The organism is Mesorhizobium sp. ES1-3 (genome assembly GCF_020164795.1).
Taxonomy (GTDB): Bacteria; Pseudomonadota; Alphaproteobacteria; order Rhizobiales; family Rhizobiaceae; genus Mesorhizobium.
This window is the reverse complement of record NZ_JAIUGW010000007.1, coordinates 185,635-202,737: the sequence shown is the minus strand read 5'-3', so window position 1 is coordinate 202,737 and position 17,103 is coordinate 185,635. Positions and strand designations below refer to the sequence as shown.

The 17,103-nt window shown below is 58.2% G+C and carries 13 protein-coding genes; 5 read left to right on the top strand and 8 right to left on the bottom strand.

Features of this window, described 5'->3' with window-relative positions; translation table 11 throughout:
• Positions 1-147 precede the first annotated feature (147 nt).
• Complete coding sequence (gene rfbC / locus LB536_RS13145; RefSeq protein WP_140813498.1) at positions 148-696, top strand: dTDP-4-dehydrorhamnose 3,5-epimerase; 549 nt, start codon at positions 148-150, stop codon at positions 694-696.
• On the opposite strand, the gene LB536_RS13140 is transcribed toward rfbC, so the two are convergent.
• The 4 genes from LB536_RS13140 to LB536_RS13125 all read right to left on the bottom strand — a co-directional run bounded on the left by LB536_RS13140 (position 691) and on the right by LB536_RS13125 (position 6,095).
• A complete protein-coding gene (locus LB536_RS13140) occupies positions 691-2,004 on the bottom strand; it encodes a DUF4910 domain-containing protein (protein WP_140813497.1) in 1,314 nt (437 codons plus the stop codon). The two genes, rfbC and LB536_RS13140, sit on opposite strands and share 6 nt — an antisense overlap.
• A 5-nt stretch (positions 2,005-2,009) precedes the next feature.
• A complete protein-coding gene (locus LB536_RS13135) occupies positions 2,010-3,071 on the bottom strand; it encodes an NAD-dependent epimerase/dehydratase family protein (RefSeq protein WP_224592888.1) in 1,062 nt (353 codons plus the stop codon).
• 208 nt (positions 3,072-3,279) lie between these two features.
• Entirely contained in the window at positions 3,280-4,659 is a 1,380-nt protein-coding gene (locus LB536_RS13130; RefSeq protein WP_224592948.1) for a DUF4038 domain-containing protein, read from the bottom strand.
• Positions 4,660-4,661: 2 nt separating this feature from the next.
• Positions 4,662-6,095: a DUF4214 domain-containing protein gene (locus LB536_RS13125; RefSeq protein WP_140813494.1), complete on the bottom strand. Its 1,434-nt coding sequence runs from the start codon at positions 6,093-6,095 to the stop codon at positions 4,662-4,664.
• Between the two features lie 356 nt (positions 6,096-6,451).
• On the opposite strand from LB536_RS13125, the gene LB536_RS13120 reads away from it, so the two are divergent.
• Both LB536_RS13120 and LB536_RS13115 read left to right on the top strand, forming a co-directional pair.
• A complete protein-coding gene (locus LB536_RS13120) occupies positions 6,452-7,885 on the top strand; it encodes an oligosaccharide flippase family protein (RefSeq protein WP_224592871.1) in 1,434 nt (477 codons plus the stop codon).
• Positions 7,886-8,160: 275 nt separating this feature from the next.
• Positions 8,161-9,432 (top strand): polysaccharide pyruvyl transferase family protein, encoded by a 1,272-nt coding sequence (locus LB536_RS13115; RefSeq protein ID WP_318013443.1) that lies wholly within the window; start codon positions 8,161-8,163, stop codon positions 9,430-9,432.
• Between the two features lie 114 nt (positions 9,433-9,546).
• On the opposite strand, the gene LB536_RS13110 is transcribed toward LB536_RS13115, so the two are convergent.
• From LB536_RS13110 to LB536_RS13100, 3 genes are all read right to left on the bottom strand, one after another.
• Positions 9,547-10,557 (bottom strand): glycosyltransferase family A protein, encoded by a 1,011-nt coding sequence (locus tag LB536_RS13110; protein ID WP_140813491.1) that lies wholly within the window; start codon positions 10,555-10,557, stop codon positions 9,547-9,549.
• A gap of 144 nt (positions 10,558-10,701) precedes the next feature.
• On the bottom strand, positions 10,702-11,901 hold the full coding sequence (locus tag LB536_RS13105) for an acyltransferase family protein (RefSeq protein ID WP_224592868.1): 1,200 nt from the start codon (positions 11,899-11,901) through the stop codon (positions 10,702-10,704).
• A gap of 144 nt (positions 11,902-12,045) precedes the next feature.
• A complete protein-coding gene (locus tag LB536_RS13100; RefSeq protein WP_224592865.1) occupies positions 12,046-13,425 on the bottom strand; it encodes a glycosyltransferase family 4 protein in 1,380 nt (459 codons plus the stop codon).
• 192 nt (positions 13,426-13,617) lie between these two features.
• Between LB536_RS13100 and LB536_RS13095 the strand changes: the two genes are divergently transcribed.
• Entirely contained in the window at positions 13,618-14,748 is a 1,131-nt protein-coding gene (locus LB536_RS13095) for a glycosyltransferase family 4 protein (RefSeq protein WP_140813488.1), read from the top strand.
• On the opposite strand, the gene LB536_RS13090 is transcribed toward LB536_RS13095, so the two are convergent.
• Positions 14,741-15,970, bottom strand: coding sequence for a glycosyltransferase (locus tag LB536_RS13090; RefSeq protein WP_140813487.1), 1,230 nt, complete (start codon positions 15,968-15,970; stop codon positions 14,741-14,743). The two genes, LB536_RS13095 and LB536_RS13090, sit on opposite strands and share 8 nt — an antisense overlap.
• Positions 15,971-16,227: 257 nt before the next feature.
• On the opposite strand from LB536_RS13090, the gene LB536_RS13085 reads away from it, so the two are divergent.
• Entirely contained in the window at positions 16,228-17,100 is an 873-nt protein-coding gene (locus tag LB536_RS13085; RefSeq protein WP_140764607.1) for a glycosyltransferase family 2 protein, read from the top strand.
• Positions 17,101-17,103 lie beyond the last annotated feature (3 nt).

Below are 17,103 nucleotides of genomic sequence, written 5' to 3'. Positions count from 1 at the left end.
CCAGGCTCGCCGAACGGGTAGTCAGCTGTCGTCGGCACTTACCGCTATCGGAGAGGCCACCTAAGGCTTAGGTAGCCCTTACAGCGTGGGCTGGCGACGCTGACAATTGACGCCGGCAGTCTCGCGCGGCGCCGGGGGATTCAACGCATGCAGTTTACCGAAACGGAGCTTCAAGGGGTCTGGCTGATCGAGCCTACTCCCATGGTTGACGACCGTGGTTCTTTCACCCGCCTTTTCTGTGAGAAGGAGATGGCCGATTGTGGTCTGGCGACGCGCTTTGTCCAGCACAGCCGGGCTCATTCGATCAAAAAGGGAACTCTCAGGGGGCTGCACTACCAGGAGGAGCCTTACGCAGAGGTCAAGCTGGTCTCCTGTGTCCGCGGCGCGATTTTTGACGTCGTCGTGGACCTGCGACCGAATTCGCCGACACGCTACAAGTGGCTTGGTTTCGAGCTGACTTCCGAAAACATGAAGCAGCTCTATATCCCTGCCGGGTTCGCCCACGGCCTCCAGACCCTTACCGACGGCACCGAGGTCTCGTATCTCATATCACAGTTCTATACGCCCAACGCGTCGACCGGCGTCCACTACAATGACCCTACCTTTTCGATCGGCTGGCCCCTGATGCCGACGGCCATGTCGGAAAGGGACAAAGCCTGGCCCCTTGTCAGACGGCGAACCGCAACGGCCTCATAAGGCTGCCAGGAGATCATGTTCCCACAGCAGTTTCGCAGCGGCGGCCAGTTCCTTGAAGGGCAGGTTCGAGCGCTCTGCCATGGAGAGGAGCGAATGCTGCCCGTCGGCGAGGTTCAGCACCCAAAGCAGGGACATCGACGTCGCGCCCGACGACTTCTGCCCTCCCACCGCTGCATAAAGGCCGCGCTTGCCGAGCTGCGGCTCCCCCTTGGGCAAGCGGTTCAACGGCCTCCAGTCCTCTTCGACAATGTCGATCACCTCCATCAAGATGCGGTAGGAATCCTCGAGATGCTCTGGCCTGATGAAGTCGAGATTGTCGGCCGACGTGTGGTATTCGGGAAATGTGCCGTGGACGCTTCGCTGGAACATGCCGACCGGAAGATTGAAGCCCGGCGAACAATATTGCCTCTCGTCATAACCGTATGGGGAGAAATCCATCAGCTTTGCCCCGCGTCGACGCCCCAGCACGTGGGACATGGCTCGGTCAATGAAGGCGTCGCCGCGGCGACTGCGCTTGTATGCCGGGCTTCCTGCGTCACCAACGCATGACAGCACGAGGCCGTGGTCGATGAGACATGTACGGTCCTCGTTGCGCGACAACCACGCGAGCGCGCCGATCGTGCCCGGGGCGAACAGGAAGCGGTAGCTGTATCGTGTCTTCCTTGCCTTGAGGCTTCTCGCCAGCATTGCCAGCAGGGCCAAGCCCGAACAGTTGTCGTTGGCAAGTGAGGGATGGCAAATGTGCGCCGAAAGGAGGAATTCCCGCTCTGTCTGCCCGCGGTGCAGGTATTCGCCGTATGTGAGACTGCCGTCCTCGAGTTCGGCGTCGATCTCCACACCGTAGAGGCCGTCGGGCATGTTGGCCACACGGTCGTGGGCTGCGCAGAAGCCCCAGGTCGGGGTGTAATAGCAGGTGCGGTAGGGGATCACCTGCGGCTGTTCGGGCAGGGTATGAATATGCGGCTTCAATTCGTCGAGTGTCAGGATCCCCTTGAAGGGCAAGCTGTAGTTGACAACATGCAGGTTGGAGTCCGCAAAATCGACGACCGTCTGTCCGTCCGGGCCTTTGATGATTGCCGAGCGTATGTTCCACTCCTTTGGAACCGTCCAGTCGAACACCTGCGTCCCGGTGGGCACTTCGTGCCGTTCCAAATCGATGTGCCCCGACAATACATCCAGCGTTTCTCGCACGCCGCTTCCGGTGATGCTCCTGCAGATAGGAAACAGACGTTCGGCCAGGGCATAAATTTCGTGACCGACTCCGGTTGCCGGCGGCGGACCGATCCCGTCGGGGTTCACGTGTTCCATCCAGCCTATCCGAGCGCCGCCTCCAATGTCTTGGAGGCTCCAGCGACCCGCATCCGCTCGTCCAGAAGTCCGTTGGTCAATAGATGCCTGATATGGCCGATACGCTGGAAGCGCGGCCCCTCGAACTCCTCAAGCGTGACATTCGACTTCCGGTACGCCTGGTAGAGTTGCTCGGCACCCTTGCGCGCATCCCATTGCGGCCTGAAAGCAGGAAGGGCAAGCGTGATCTTGTCGAAGTTGACGCGATAGGAGCGTTTGTCGGGTCCGGCGTCGGGCGCCAATTCAAGCCGGCAATCGGGCACGATCTCGGCGACGATCTCGGCGATGTCCCGGATCCTGTAATTGTGGTCCGTCCGTCCGACATTGAAGGCTTCGTTGTGAATGGCCCCGCGGGGCGCCTCTAGCCCGGCAATGAACGCCCTGGAAATGTCCTCGATATGGACGATCGGCCGCCACGGCGTTCCATCGGACTTCAGGAGGATGACGCCTTTGGTGACCGCCCACGCGACCAGATTGTTTAGCACGATATCGAAGCGGAGCCGCGGCGAGAGGCCGTAGGCCGTGGCGGGGCGGAAATAAGTGGGAGAAAAGCTGCTGCTGGCCAGTTCGGAAATATCCCGTTCTGAAAGGACCTTCGACCAGCCATAGGGCGTGACCGGATTCAGTTCGCCCGTTTCATCGACCATCCCGTCCCCCGCCTGTCCGTAATTGCTGCACGATGAGGCGAAAAGGAAGCGTGACACGCCGGCGTCCTTGGCTGCCTTGGCAAAGCGGACGCTGCCCTGATGGTTGATTTCATAGGTGATGTCCGGATCAAGGTCGGACAGTGGGTCATTGGAAAGCGCCGCAAGGTGGATGACCGCATCGAACCCTTCGAGGTCGCGCGCATGCACGTCCCTGACGTCCTTTTGGATGGATGGAATTGAAGCCCGCTCTCCACCAGCGGCAAAGGTGCAGCGCCGGTAAAGATCGCTGTCATAGCCCGTCACCGAATGCCCAGCACGAAGCAACATCGGCACCATCACCGATCCGATATAGCCTTGATGGCCGGTTACCATGACTTTCATCGCGCACCTCTTCTCAAGCCGATATCGATCTCCAGGAGGCTACTTGGACTTGAAGGAATGGGGGAGAACGCCAATGGACACCCAGGATGCCCCGTTCGAGGAAGCGTTGCCGGCGCTTACCTCTTTTGCAGTGGTGTTCGTCTAATCCTTTCAGTGGAATCGGCGCACGTCTTGGGCTTGCGTTACGTGGCTGCAGGCAATTGCGCGTTCATTGACTTTGCGCTACAGGGCCTTGAGCTAAGAGCTCCAGAATCCAGTCCGGGTATCCGCGGCTATTTAGCCCTGGCAGCTTGAAAACCGTGCGCTCCGCCTTGAATGGGGAACCTTCAACATCGGTAACTTCCCCGCTCGTGGGATCGCGCCAGCGAGCGCGGACAAAAGCCGCCGAAAGCCGCGCCAGGTCCACTATGATGCGGTCATTGCCGGGCATGTAGACGACAGCATAGGATCCGTCCCGGGCGGTCGCGGCGACCGCCCTTTCCATGCCCTGGTTCATGCCGCCGACCAGGAACCTGTTCCTGGCGTCGGGTTCGAGCAGCCACCACTTTATCGAAGAGACGAAGGCGATAAGCATTTCCATGCTTTTTGCGCCAGGACTGCCGAGGGCGTCTTTCCACCCCATCGTTTGCCGATGGAGACCGGGCCCCCCGAAATGCCATATCGGGTTGTTGCCGTAGAGGTGTCCGAATGCGCCCGAGAGGATCGCCTGGTAAGCCTGAATGCGGACCCGGTACTCGTCGGTACCACTTTCGAACTCATAGGCGCTCTCAATCAGGAAGAAAGGCATACCCCTGTCGTACTCCCTGATCGCGGCCGTGTAGACAGGTCCGTACGTGTAGATGTTGTTCACGTTCAGCCAGGGTTCGTGAGTCCATGAGTCAAGCGGTGCCGTTTCGGGAGCGCCATGGATGGTGCTAAGAGAGCCCGGATCCTCGTCAACGATGCCTTTGGCGATAGCCCTGACTAGATCCTTGTCCGCAGGATTGTCGTCACCACCGTTGATCCAAATGATGTTGTCGAAATGCCGGTAGCGATGTCCGACGAAATGGCCGTACGAAGCAAGCCTTCGTGGCCCTGCAGCCGCCATTTGCTGATACCAACCGTCAATACCACCGCCATAGCCAAGATACGCCGGGGCAAGCAGCACCAGGAAACCGAGGTCGCAAGCCTTCTGCAGGACGCGGTCCGCATGGGCAAAATACGCCTCATTCGGAACGGCGAAATCGTCGTTGCCAGCGAATGGCCTCTCGCCATATGCGTTTGCGGGCGCGTTTCGGGAAAACCGGTGCTCTAGGAGGTTGACCAGCACCGTATTGAAACCACGAGCCTTGCGGTCCTCAAGATAGAGGTCTGCCTCGTCATCCTTCAGATCTGCAATGAGGGACCAGGCCGAGTCACCATGCATCAAGAATGGATGCCCGTCCTTGTCGACCGGAAAGCTCTTTCCAGATTCGATCCGCAAGGGGAAACGCGTCCCCTTGTCGCGTTCGCAGGCTAAGCTTCCGGTCTCCATAGCCACCAAAAAAACGCAGGTCATGAGAACAGACATCAATCGCATTGTGCTCACCCGCTCCGGCTCGTCCTTCATGCTCACCCAGGTGTCGGCGCCGCGGAGACGTCATGGGTGGCGGCGTGCCTGGAGTTAAACTCCGATGAGGTGACAATGCCGAAGGCTGCGTCCTTGCGAGTCATGGTGCCCGCGCGCAGCTGTCGCGTATAGGTTTCAAGGCCGTAGTTGTCTGCGGGGCGGTCAAGAAGCAGCAGGTAGAGAAAACCGATATAAACGCGGTCCGTCAGGCCGATCGTGGCATATCTGCTTTCGAAATCGTCCGTGTCCATCATTTCCACGATCATATCAGCAAGCTTGCTATTTCCGCTTCCAAGAGCTGCCGACCAACGCTCCACGCTGGCCGTGTCGCCATCGTGACCTAGAATGAGGCAATAGACGAAACTTGCCTGCCTCACATAGAGGGACTTGTTTGCAGCCAAGGTCTCTGGATCGCATTCCCGGTACGGCCTGGGCGCCGGCTGCGGGCCGCGGGTGAAGTCACGCACCGTCTTATAGGCAGGCTTAGGCTCGCCGACCCTCCATTTACCGTCGGGGGCCGGGACGAGCCTCACCAATCCCATATTAGCTTCGAAGCTGGGGGCCCAGTAGGCCTCATCAAAGAGTTCGTAGATGTGCGCGGCCTCGACCCTGTACTTCTTGGTGAAGTCTTGGAGTCTCGTCATTGTCTGCTTGATGCCGTCGGCCTGCTGCTTCTCGCCGCGCTGGCTTCCGTAAGGATTGTTGAATTCGGTGACCCATATCGGCTTGCCGTAGCCCGACATCTCCCGGAAAGCCCATTCCGGATCGTCGCCGTACATATGCCAGACTGAGATATCCCAAACGATCCCGTCCTGCTTCATCCGCGCGAACGCGCCGACGTGGCCCCATCCGGCGGTGCCGATCGCCTTTCTGATGGTTGGATCGACAGCAATCATCCCTTCGGACAAGCCCTTGAGGACAGCACTCACTTTCACCCAGCGCGGGCCGTAATAATCGAGCGTTCCCGTTCCACCTGCAGGCCCCCAACCACATGGATATTGCGCGCCATCATCGCGCTTCTCACAAGGCTTTATGATTGCGTAGTTCTCCATCTCGTTGCCGAGTTCCCAGACACGGATGTCGTCCTTGAACCTTGAGCCAAGTGCAATCGCAAGTTTCCGGGTCCTGCGGTAAAGTTCTTCCGGGCTATCCTTGTCCATATCGATGCCGGCAGGCGTGAGGACAGGCAGGATCTCGATGCCTCTCACCTTTCCGGCGGAGACAAGATTGGCGAGCATATCCATGTCGCCCTCGCCCGTAACATCGACCCTGTATGACTTCAGGCCGAGATCCTTGATGAAGTCGAGCTGCCTTTCGATCGGGATACCCGGATAAGCAACTATTGGATGGCCGTTAATGCCCCAAAGGAAATTGGCGGAGGCAGACGAGACAAACGCCAGCAGGCAAACCGCAGCGACTGCGAAACGAAAGGACATGGCGACAGTTCTCCCGGTCGGGCACATGGATAGTCAGCAGTGCGGCCGCCGGAAGCAATCTACCCATACGGGTAACCAACGCGTTTGCGATACCCCTTTCGGAGGTCGCCACCAACTCAAGGCCGGTGCTGAAGCTCATACCCCCTATTTTACCCAAAGGGACCAGCCCTTAGCTGATCTGGAACAACGCTCGAGAACTCCGGCTGCCATCCCGTTACCCCTTTCGTCTGTGATCATTCCTTACTTTGAAGGTACTGACCTTTAACCGGGTTTGTCGGACTATTTGGCGTGACGAAGGTGGCCCTCGCCGCTACCGGGAAAGGAAATGTATGCCTTCTGTAAAACGCGCACTTCTGATGAGCACGGGCGAACGTTATGTCCTGCTCGTATCGAATTTCGCTACGACCGCGGTGGTTTCGCGCATATTGACACCACAGGAAATCGGCGTGTCGGTGATCGGGATGGCAATCCTGGCGATAGTCCTGTCTGTCAGGGAGTTCTCCAGTTCAACCTTCCTGATCCAGCGCGGGGAACTCAGCCGCGAGGATATCCGGGGGGCCTTTACGGTGATGTTCGTCCTTACCGGAATTGCCGTCACCGTTCTTTTAGCCGCGTCCCCTGTTCTGGCCTCAGTCTACGCGGAGCCGAACCTCCTTCCCTATTTTCGAGTTATTTCAGCCTGCCTCTTCCTCGACGCCTTGGTCGTCCTGGTCAATGCTCTCCTGCGCCGGGAAATGGCCTTCGGCAAGGTAGCTGCCATTAGCATCACCAACGGGGCGACAGGGTCTGTGGCAACAATCGCTTTGGCGTTCGCGGGCTTCAGCTATATGAGCTTCGCTTGGGCGTGGCTAATCGGCAGTGGGCTTGCCGCATGCCTCGCACTCGCCCTGTGCCCGCATTTCTGGATGTTTAAGCCAACTCTGGCCAATTGGCGCGCAATGATCTCGTTCGGCGGATACAACGGCTCCATCGCCATACTCTTCCGCATATTTGACGCGCTGCCCCTGCTCTTGTTGGGCCGACTCGTGTCACCGAATGCCGCGGCCTTGTTCAGCAGGACCCTCTTGATCAGCCAAATACCCGACAAACTCCTCCTCGGAGGGGCCGTGGCGGTCGTATTGCCCGCCTTTTCGGCAGAGGTCAGACGAGGCAGCGATTTGAAGCGCCCCTATCTCGCGGCCCTTTCTATTGTCACCGCGTTGTACTGGCCCGCTCTTCTCGTGCTCTCAGTGCTGGCCTATCCCGTGGTGGACATCGTGCTCGGTCGACAATGGATCGAGGCTGCGCCGCTCGTTCAGGTCGTCGCGATTGCTCTTCTCTTCTCCTTCAGTTTTGAGCTCAATTACCCGGTATTGGTTGCGGTCGGTGCGATCCGCGACTTGTTCATCCGAGCCCTGATCGTCTTCCCGATTTCCGGCATTCTCTTGTCAATGGCTGGCGTCTTCGGCGGATTGCAGGCGGCCGCCTGGTGTATGCTGGTGACTGTTCCTTTCCAGGCATACGTTGCCCTGAGCTTCGTTCGGCGCAGGCTGGGATTGAAACTGAAGGACATCGCCACAGAGTTATGGAGAAGCGCGGTCGTGGCCCTAGCGAGCGCGACTGGTCCGCTGTGCGTGGCTTTCTTGTCGGGCACAGGCTTCGCCCTTTCGCATGGGCTGGCGCTCGCAGCAGGGGTGTTGGCGTTGGGTGGATGGGGAGCGGCATTGGTCCTTACCAGACATCCTTTGGTTGACGAGATATTCAAGTCCATCTCCGGGTTCCGGGGCGCCTCGCTCCGCCCGGCCGAGTGAGGCGAGCACAAGTGAACACGATAGCCGACGAAAAAGTCGGATAGCCAGCGGCTATCCAAACCGCGCCTGGAAGGACGCGAATGTTCGTGGACGAAAACAAGCGGGAAAAAAAGCGGGGCCACGCCCTCCCGAAAGGCTTGGACTGCGAGGCATTCCGAAGCCGCCGGATTTGCCATTCGCGCGTCCTGACCTCTGTCGACCCTTCCAATCAGAGCGTGCACGACCGCGGTACCATGCTGCCGCTCGCATGCATGCACCGCTAGAGAGCACACACCATGGTCCTCTCGCGCAGGAATGGATTCTCGCAGGTCATCAGCGCCCCACAGAGAATATGCCTTTTCGGAATGTTTGGCGGAGGTAATTTCGGGAATGACGCGTCGTTGGAATCGTTTTTGCTCTTCTTGCGGGAAGCTAGGCCGGAGGCGGCTATCGCATGCGTTTGTGTTGATCCAGATGCAATTGGTAAAGCGCATCAGATTGTCACAACACCAATCAGCGCTCCAGAGTTTTCCAATACGCTCCTGAGGTTCTGCAATAAAGTCAGCCTGAGAATAATTGGAAGACTAGCGAACTGGTACCGGGCAATCAAATATGTCAGGCAATTCGACATCATAATTGTGCCAGGAACGTCAACGTTAAACGACTACGGCTCAGGTCCATTTGGAACATCCTACGGTCTGTTCCGCTGGGCTGCATCTGCGCGATTGTCCGGGGTGAAGTTCTGCTTTATTGGAACCGGCGCAGGTCCAATCCTGAACTCTACCAGCCGCTGGATGTTGCGGTCTGCAGCAGCTTGGGCATACTTCCGTTCGTTCCGCGATCAGATCTCCAAGGACTTCTTAGCCTCCCTTGGCATCGATACAAGTAGAGATAACCTCTATCCAGATCTTGTTTTCAAGCTGCCTACGCCATTGCCGGTGCAAGACGACACGGGAGGAAAACTGACGACAGTTGGGGTTGGCCTTATGAACTACAATGGCTGGCGCGCCGGCGCGCGCTCAGGGTCGGATACCTCTATCTATCAAACCTACATCGAGAAGATGGGCCGCTTCGTCACCTCGTTGCTAGATCGAGGTTACAGAGTACGCCTTATTATCGGCGAAACCGTGGATATGCGGGCAGTGAGGGATGTCGGTCGAATTGCTAAGGCGAGCGGATATGACCTGATCGACGGCACCCGAACCACTCGGCAGGCCCGTCAGCTTGTCGCGGAGCCAATCAACTCCCTGCATGACGTCATGCGGCAAATTGGCGACACTGACATCGTTGTCGCCACACGTTTTCACAACGTGGTTTGCGCCTTGAAGCTTGCCCTGCCGACGATCTCGATAGGATACGAGGCAAAGAACGATGCGGTGATGACTGACTTCGGCCTTGGGGGGTTCTGTCAATCCGTTGAAAATCTGAACCTTGAGCTGCTGGAGACGCACCTCACCGAATTGTTAGAAAACAAAGAGCGCTATCGCGCAATCGTTCGGCAGCATCTGGATAAGGTATTGCTTCGTGTAAAGGAGCACGAGCAGGAGTTGTTGTCCAAGATCCTCTGAGATTAAGCTGAGGCGCCGGTTATTGCCTATCAAAAAAATTGTCGATCGCGCAATCGGCCGCGGCTTCACCCACCCAGCAACTCCTGTTGACGGTTCGGTCAGCGGACCTCCGGTTTAAAAAATCTCGGAGCAGAACTTGGCTTCGTCAATCTCAGGACCCGTTGAAAGATGCCAGCTTCGCTTCCAATTCGAATAGGGTACCCATTCGACCAACGATTTGGCCCAATCCGCAGCGGTCGGAGCGACTTGCCGCTCTTTCAGGCCCTTCAAGAGTTCCTGAGCCGCGTCCAGCCTTCCCATCATTGTCCATTTTAGGGCCAAGCGCATCATCCTGGCACGCATACATTCCTTTTTACGTCGGAAAGTCGGCTCGTCCCAGCACTGAGCCCCAAACGCACATAAAATGTCAAAACGCTCAAGTAAGGTTTTCAACTGGTTCGCGCCGAGTTGCTGGCTGGTGAGCGAATTCGCGTGCCAACGCGTGTAGACGAGTGGCGCGTGCAAATAGGCGAGCTTGCCACGCAGGGCACTGCGAACGACTGCAGAAAAATCAAAATGGATCGGGGCATCGTTGAAGAAAACCGGGCTTTGCGCGTTGTCAGGAAAGCGAACAAACAGGTGATGGTACGGCAGCCAATTAATGCTTTCATCTAGCATCTTGGCCGCGATCTCAATTCCTCCAAAAATGCCTTGTTTCAACGGCAAATTCGCGCGATGGACCCTGTCCATGAAAACATCGTCGCAAAGAACGACCTCAATTTTTTCGTCGGATTGAGCAATCTCAACGAAGCGCGAGATGCAATCGCTGCGCATCAGGTCGTCTGCGCAGAGCACCTTCACATAAAAGGCCTCGGTGGGAACTGCGCAAAGCGCCTTAGTCCAGTTTTCTCGCAGCGGAAGGACGCTGTCATTGCGAAGAGTAATCAGCTCAAAACGCTCCGACCGAAAGCGATCGATGATTTGTGACGTGTTGTCCGAGCTGCAATTGTCAACGAGAACGTGTACAATGTTATCATAGGTCTGCCGCTGGACGGATCTCATCGTAGCTTCGAGATACGCACCTCCATTGTATACCGGCGTTACCACGGCAACGAGAGGCAGAGCTGGTGCCGAGCGGTGTCTCATAACGTTGTCTTTTTCGTGTTCGGACCGCGATATTGAATTGACCCTACCTCAAAAGCGACACTGCCGGAGCTGCCGGTCATGAAGTCGACCCCAGCTTCTGTCGATGGCTTCGGTTAAGAGGAGGCGTTCGGCCCAGGATTTTTCTCATGACAAACGACTCCGATGCTCAGATCGGGGCTGCGCGCCACCTTGATGCCCCGTCGTCGATCTAGGCGTTGCCGCTGAAGGTGATGTTCCCGGTGCGGCGAACCAATCGGACAGATATCGGGTCATAGGCAATTCGGCATAAAGATAAACGAACACCGAAACGCAGGTTACGGCCATGGGGGTCACGAACAACAGCACCGTGGCCAACCATGCCGAATTTCCGCTTTCGACAACGAGCTTCTCGGATATGAGATCCACGAACCAGTGTGTCAGGTAGATCGAGTAGGTGCATTTGGCGAGAAAGTTCAAAAGCTTCGAATCATTGTAGATGCCAAGCTGCTCCAGAGTAACAACCCCCAGCAACAGAAGCGACATCGGCACGCCGAGGGCGAGGACGCGAGGCAGCGCCGGCCAGAAGAACGGACGCAAGACCGCAGCCACGGCTCCGAAGGTGACGGCTGCCGCTGCGAGAGCAACGATGCGACGCTGCGGCATTTTGAAAAGGAACGGCCCAGAGCTGACAAACTTGAAGATGAGAATGCCGAGGGCAAAATCGATCAGTATGGGATTGGTGTAAAATACGACAATTTGGTTATCAATTCTCGATAGCTTGCCTGCGGCTGCAAGAAATACGGCGAAGGCGGCAGAATAGAAGACACCGTTTTTAACGCTGACAATTTGAAAAGCCGCGACAATCAAGCTGAACTCGACGATAACCAGCAAGGTCCAGGTCGGATACAGGATCGGGTAGGAACCGTGGGGGACGAAGGCAAGCGACATGAAGAGTGCAGACAACGGCGTCGAATGGTTATTCATCGCGTAATTTTCGACAAGAAATGCGAGAACCGTGAAGCCCCAGTATAAAGGCACGATGCGAATGAGCCTCGTGCGCAAATAAGCGCCTGCGGACGTGCCATTGTTCCCGAGCACGTGCGCGGTAAGAAAACCAGCCAGGACCACGAACAAGTCCGTTCCGAAACGGAAAATCTCCAAGACAGCCGGACCGATGTGGGCGGCGCCCACCACCCTGGCCATGTGGATGTAGGCGATGGCATAGGCGGATACCAGCCTCAAAAGCTGGGGATTGTGCCAGAACTTCCTAGCCTGAGCAGTCCGGGTCGCGGCCGGAGAGTATTCCGCGTTGACCCTGGACGTTATCGATGCCAGGCCAACCGTGCCGAGCGTTAAAAAGACCATCGCCCTATCCAATGAAGCCGCTGCGGTGCCCTGTTTGCCCTCGATCGGCTTCGACCTCAATTTATCGGAGGCGAGTGGACCTGAGAATTGACCCAAATGGCGCATTTCTAAGCAATTTGAGGAATATGGGGTCAATCATTTCCGTTAGGCCATGGAGCGCGGGTTGGCACCCGGCGCGACACGATGCCTCCGATCACCGCGGCCCTGCGCCGGCTTCGAAAACTCGGCAAGGTCGATCCCCTCGGAGGGTCTCCTGCCACGGGACCGCTCCCCGAAATCGGCGTCGACCTGGACCATCAGTTCCAGGTATTTCCACGCGATCCACCGCCAGGAATAACTGCTTGCCCTGGCGTTGCCCTTGGTCACCAGCCACTCGCGCAAGGCCGGGGTGACCAAAAGGTGGCGGACCTTTTCGGCCCACGCATGGACGTCGTCAGGATCGACGTAAAGAGCAGAGTCCCCACAGATTTCCGGGAGGCACGGCGAGCTCGATGCAATGACGGGACAGCCAGACGCCATCGCTTCGACCGCCGGAAGCCCGAAACCCTCGATGCGTGAGGGGAACAGGAAGCACAAAGCGCCCTCGAGCGCCTTCTTGAAGTCGTCGTCGTCGATGCGGCCAAGGAAGACGATGTTGTCGGGCAGTTTCGCAACGTATCGCAGGACCGTGGCTTCGTCGACGTCACCAGGCATCCACAAATCCAGACCCATCTCATCGAGGAGCGGGGCCAGCCGGGCGAGAAGCTCAAGGTTCTTGTATTCTTGGTCCCCCCGGCCAAGGCAGAGGACATATGGCCTACGCCGATCCACGGCCAGGGACGATTTCCGGGCATCCCATCTCTTGGCATGGTCGCTGCCGTTGTAGGTGACGACAATATTTTCCTCCGGCGCTATTCCGAATTTGATCAGGTGACTTCGCGCCAACTGCGAGACCGTCGTGATACGAGCAGCCCGCCTGCCGAGCGCTGGCAGGATGAGGCGGTGCGCCCACCGGAAGCCCCTCGGATAGCTCAACGGCATCAGCCTGGTGTGCATGTCGTGAATGCAAGCGATTTGACGGCTCAGCATGACGGGAGCGAGGTTGCAGAAACTCAGCAATCCCCCGGGCACATGCCAGGGCAACTGCGCCTGAACCCAAAGTTGAGGAAGTCGTGGTCTGTTGAATTCCGGAATGATCCGTACGGTGATGGCCTTGAGGGGCAAGGGTTCGGTTAGCGGGCGTGGGATCACGAGATCCATTTCCAGATCGCGACCAAGCGGATGCCCTTCCGAAATGAGGGCGTCGAGTGCCATGGTCACTTCGCGAGCATAACGGGCTACTCCATTACGGCGAAGCGTCGTGAAGTCTCCGTTTATCGTCCAGCGCCGCCTCGCCGCCCCTTGATCCGCTGACCTGAGCTCGGGTATACCGATCAGGTAGTTGGCGTCTTCGACAAGGGATCCCGCCAGCTGTGTGCCGCTGTCGCGGCCATTCAACCGCCTTGATGACGGCGACTGCGTCGCATCGAATTCGGAATTACCCATAACCCTCTCCGGTCCGGCTGCACCTGTGGTCAGATTAGCATTCTCGGTCGCGCACGGCCCTCCAACGTTCGAGGTAGGTACAACGCCGCCCTCGCCCGGCCGGATGAGCCCCCCGCGCAAACAGGCGACCGAATGGCCGTAGTGACCGCGCCCCTATGGCCGCTCCACAGTGAAGGTCTCGGGGATAAGGGCATGCCACGACGTTGGACAATCAATGGGCGTTTTCTTTCCCAGCCGACAACCGGCGTGCAACGCTATGCCTATGAAATCGTCCGTTCGCTGGACGCGTTGATTGAGGAGCGGGTGCCACTTGCTAGCGATCTCCAGGTCCGCCTGCTCTGTCCGCCCGGATCTGGGGACATCCCCCTCATGTCCATCGAACGCCGCGAGATCGGCGGCGCGCGCGGGCATGTTTGGGAGCAAGCGCGACTTCCCGTCGCTCTCGACGGCGGCGGTCTGCTCAGCCTCTGCAACACGGGGCCTCTGCTTTCCCACAAACATATCGTTTGTATTCATGACGCAAATGTCTGGAACGCGCCGCAGAGCTATTCCCTCGCCTTTAGATGCCTTTACAGAACGCTGTTGCCTTGCCTCGGCAAGACGGCATGGGGTATTTCGACTGTCTCCGCTTTCTCGCTCGGTGAACTCATCCGCCAAGGCGTGATCCCGGCGCACAGGGCCTTCGTGGCCTCTAACGGCCATGAGCATGTCTTGCGTTGGAAGCCTGAACACTCGGCGCCAATCCAATTGGCGGCCTCGCGGGACACCATAGTCATGATCGGAAGTGCCGCACCCCACAAGAACGTAGACCTCATCTTGAACATGGCTGACCGCCTCGGAGCAGTCGGGCTCAGGCTAGCGATCGTCGGCATGTCGGAATCGCGCGTCTACAAGTCAGGATCCGCGCGCACACAAGCGCGAAACATCCACTGGCTCGGCCGCGTTTCCGATGGCGAGTTGGCCGCTCTGCTTGCGGACTCGCTGTGCCTGGCTTTCCCCTCGCTTACCGAAGGCTTCGGCCTGCCGGCCCTCGAGGCGATGGCTGTCGGCTGCCCCGTGGTGGTTTCAGACCGCGCAAGCCTGCCTGAGGTCTGCACGAGCGCGGCACTATACGCCTCTCCCGACAATCCGGAGGCATGGTTCGACAGCTTCATGCGACTTCATCGTTCTCAGGCGTTGCGAACGGAGATGGTGGCAAAGGGAAAAGCAAGAGCCTCAGCATACAGCTGGAGGGCGACGGCGTTGCTTTATCTCAAGGCCATGGCGGCCGCCGATGGCCGCGACGCGCAAACCAATCGCGTCAGGATGCGCGAACTCATATGACGTCGTGAAGTGACTGGACGGCCCCGATCGATTCCAGAATCGCGCGATCGAAGTGCTCTTCGGAAAAGCGTGCTGCATTGGTGGTGCACGCACGGGGGGTGATAGCGTGGCTGTTTTCTTCGAACCGTACGACCGCTGCCTTGAGAGACTCGATAGTCTGCGCCTTGAACAGCACCCCCGTCGGCTCGGCGGATGACCCCAGGCGCCGCACGATGTCAACCGCGCCGCCTCGGCCGAACGCGATCAGCGGGGTCCCACAGGCTTGCGCCTCGGCCAACGCGATGCCGAAGTCCTCGCAGCCCGCAAAGACCATGGCCTTTGCCCGTGCCAGCGTCTCGACATACTCCTTGCGGGGTAGAAAACCCGAAAACGTGATGTTAGGCCCAGCCAGCGATCGCAAGCTGGCGGATTGCTGTCCTTCGCCAACGATGACCAGCCGCCGCGATGGCATATCGTTGAAGGCCCTGATCACCAGGTCGGTTCGCTTGTATGGGGCTAGGAAGGATGCCGAGACGTAGTAGTCATCCTTGTCTTCCACACACGGCAGTTCTCCTACGCAAACCGGCGGGAAAACGACGCGCGCGTCGCGCCCGTAAATGTGCTGGATGCGGGAACGGACATAGTTCGAGTTCGCCAACATCAGGTCCGGACCATGCGCGGTCCTGGTATCCCACGTCCTCAGCCGGTGCAGCATGTACCGATAGAGCATTCCCTTGGGACCAAAGCCCAGCCTTCCCTGCTGAAGATAGGAGAACTGCTCATCCCATGCATAGCGGACGGGGCTGTGCACATAACATAAATGCGGTTGATCCGGCCTGGTGATCACGCCACGCGAAAACGCGGCCGAAGAGGAGATCACCGCGTCGTAACCTGTCACGTCGAACTGCTCGATCAGGAAAGGGCAAAAGAAGAAAAGAGACCGGTAGAATTTCCGCACCATGGGAATCCGGTTGGCTGCCGACGTATGGAATTCCACATCCCGGAAATATTGCTCTTTGACGTCGGCTGGCAGAAAATCGAAAAGCGTGAAGACTTCGGCATTCGGAAACTGCTTGCAGATTTGCGCAAGAACCCGCTCCCCTCCCCGGAAGTTCGGGCACCAGTCGTGAACGACCGCTATTCTTGCATATCTGTCGACAATCCCCGGCGCGGCCGGCAGTTTCTCGATTGGCACCGTGAGCTTGGCGGCGATTGCCAGGTCGGAAGAACGTTCGTGGAGCATGGTTCCCCCTTGCCGCAGCCAGCAATCGCAATCCCGGCAGTCTCTCTTCCATGCCATGGCTCCTGCAAGTCGTCCGATCGGTTACAGGACGCTGCGGGCGCTGGACGGCCTAGTACTTTTGGTTGGGGCGCGTCCGCCCGGAATACGCCAAAAGCCTGTGCTGCGAGGTAACCCGGACTCGTCCCTAACCTTTTATGCAGGCTGTCCAGGTGTGTTCGCCGTTCTAGGGTCGACGGGCACCGAAACATGGACCTGGCATGAGACTGGCAGTGATTATCCCAACCCTAGGCCGCAGCGCACAGGTCGCGCGCCTGCTCGGCTATTTGGGCAGCCAGAACAGACTTCCCGACGAAGTCATATTGTCCGCGCCCGACGCCACGCATATTGAATTACCAGCCAGTTGCCCCTTTCCTGTATCGTGTGTTTTCGGACCGAGGGGGCTGACCGCGCAGCGGAACACGGCTCTTGCGCCGTCGCTCGCGCGTTTCGACATCATCACGTTCTTCGACGACGATTTCGTCCCATCGGCCGAATACCTGAAACAAATCGAAGAAGCCTTCATCACCAATCACGAATGGGCGGTGGTGATGGGCAGGGTCATCAAGGACGGGGCTGCCAATGCTGGCCTGACCTGGGAAGATGCCGAAGCCGCGCTGCAGGCAGCAGAGGGCACCAGCAGTGCCGGACCTTCGGCAATCGACCATGTGGGCGCATACGGATGTAACATGTCCGTCCGTTCCTCGCTTGTAGGCGATTTGCGTTTCGACGAGCGCCTCGTCCTCTATGGCTGGCAGGAGGACATCGACTTCACCAGCCAACTGAGATCGAAAGGTCGCGTGGTCTGCGTAACCTCGATCAGGGGGGTCCATCTGGGCATCAAGACAGGTCGCGTCAGCGGAGAGCGATTCGGCTACTCCCAGGTTGCGAATGCGATCTATCTGATCAGGAAGGGGTCCGTGCCGGCTTCTTTCGCGCTTCCCCTGATGCTCAGGAATATTGCGGCCAATCTGGCAAAGAGCCTTTGGCCCGAGCCCTATGTCGACCGTAGGGGCAGGCTCAGGGGCAACCTGCTCGCCATCCTGCACGTCGCGATTGGACGAATCGAACCCGAGTACATCTTGAAAATCTGACGA

Coding starts and splice junctions, on each gene's coding strand:
- rfbC (WP_140813498.1), top strand. CDS start 148: ATGCAGTTTACCGAAACGGAGCTTCAAGGGGTCTGGCTGATCGAGCCT.
- LB536_RS13140 (WP_140813497.1), bottom strand. CDS start 2,004: ATGGAACACGTGAACCCCGACGGGATCGGTCCGCCGCCGGCAACCGGA.
- LB536_RS13135 (WP_224592888.1), bottom strand. CDS start 3,071: ATGAAAGTCATGGTAACCGGCCATCAAGGCTATATCGGATCGGTGATG.
- LB536_RS13130 (WP_224592948.1), bottom strand. CDS start 4,659: ATGAAGGACGAGCCGGAGCGGGTGAGCACAATGCGATTGATGTCTGTT.
- LB536_RS13125 (WP_140813494.1), bottom strand. CDS start 6,095: ATGTCCTTTCGTTTCGCAGTCGCTGCGGTTTGCCTGCTGGCGTTTGTC.
- LB536_RS13120 (WP_224592871.1), top strand. CDS start 6,452: ATGAGCACGGGCGAACGTTATGTCCTGCTCGTATCGAATTTCGCTACG.
- LB536_RS13115 (WP_318013443.1), top strand. CDS start 8,161: ATGGTCCTCTCGCGCAGGAATGGATTCTCGCAGGTCATCAGCGCCCCA.
- LB536_RS13110 (WP_140813491.1), bottom strand. CDS start 10,557: ATGAGACACCGCTCGGCACCAGCTCTGCCTCTCGTTGCCGTGGTAACG.
- LB536_RS13105 (WP_224592868.1), bottom strand. CDS start 11,901: ATGGTCTTTTTAACGCTCGGCACGGTTGGCCTGGCATCGATAACGTCC.
- LB536_RS13100 (WP_224592865.1), bottom strand. CDS start 13,425: ATGGGTAATTCCGAATTCGATGCGACGCAGTCGCCGTCATCAAGGCGG.
- LB536_RS13095 (WP_140813488.1), top strand. CDS start 13,618: ATGCCACGACGTTGGACAATCAATGGGCGTTTTCTTTCCCAGCCGACA.
- LB536_RS13090 (WP_140813487.1), bottom strand. CDS start 15,970: ATGCTCCACGAACGTTCTTCCGACCTGGCAATCGCCGCCAAGCTCACG.
- LB536_RS13085 (WP_140764607.1), top strand. CDS start 16,228: ATGAGACTGGCAGTGATTATCCCAACCCTAGGCCGCAGCGCACAGGTC.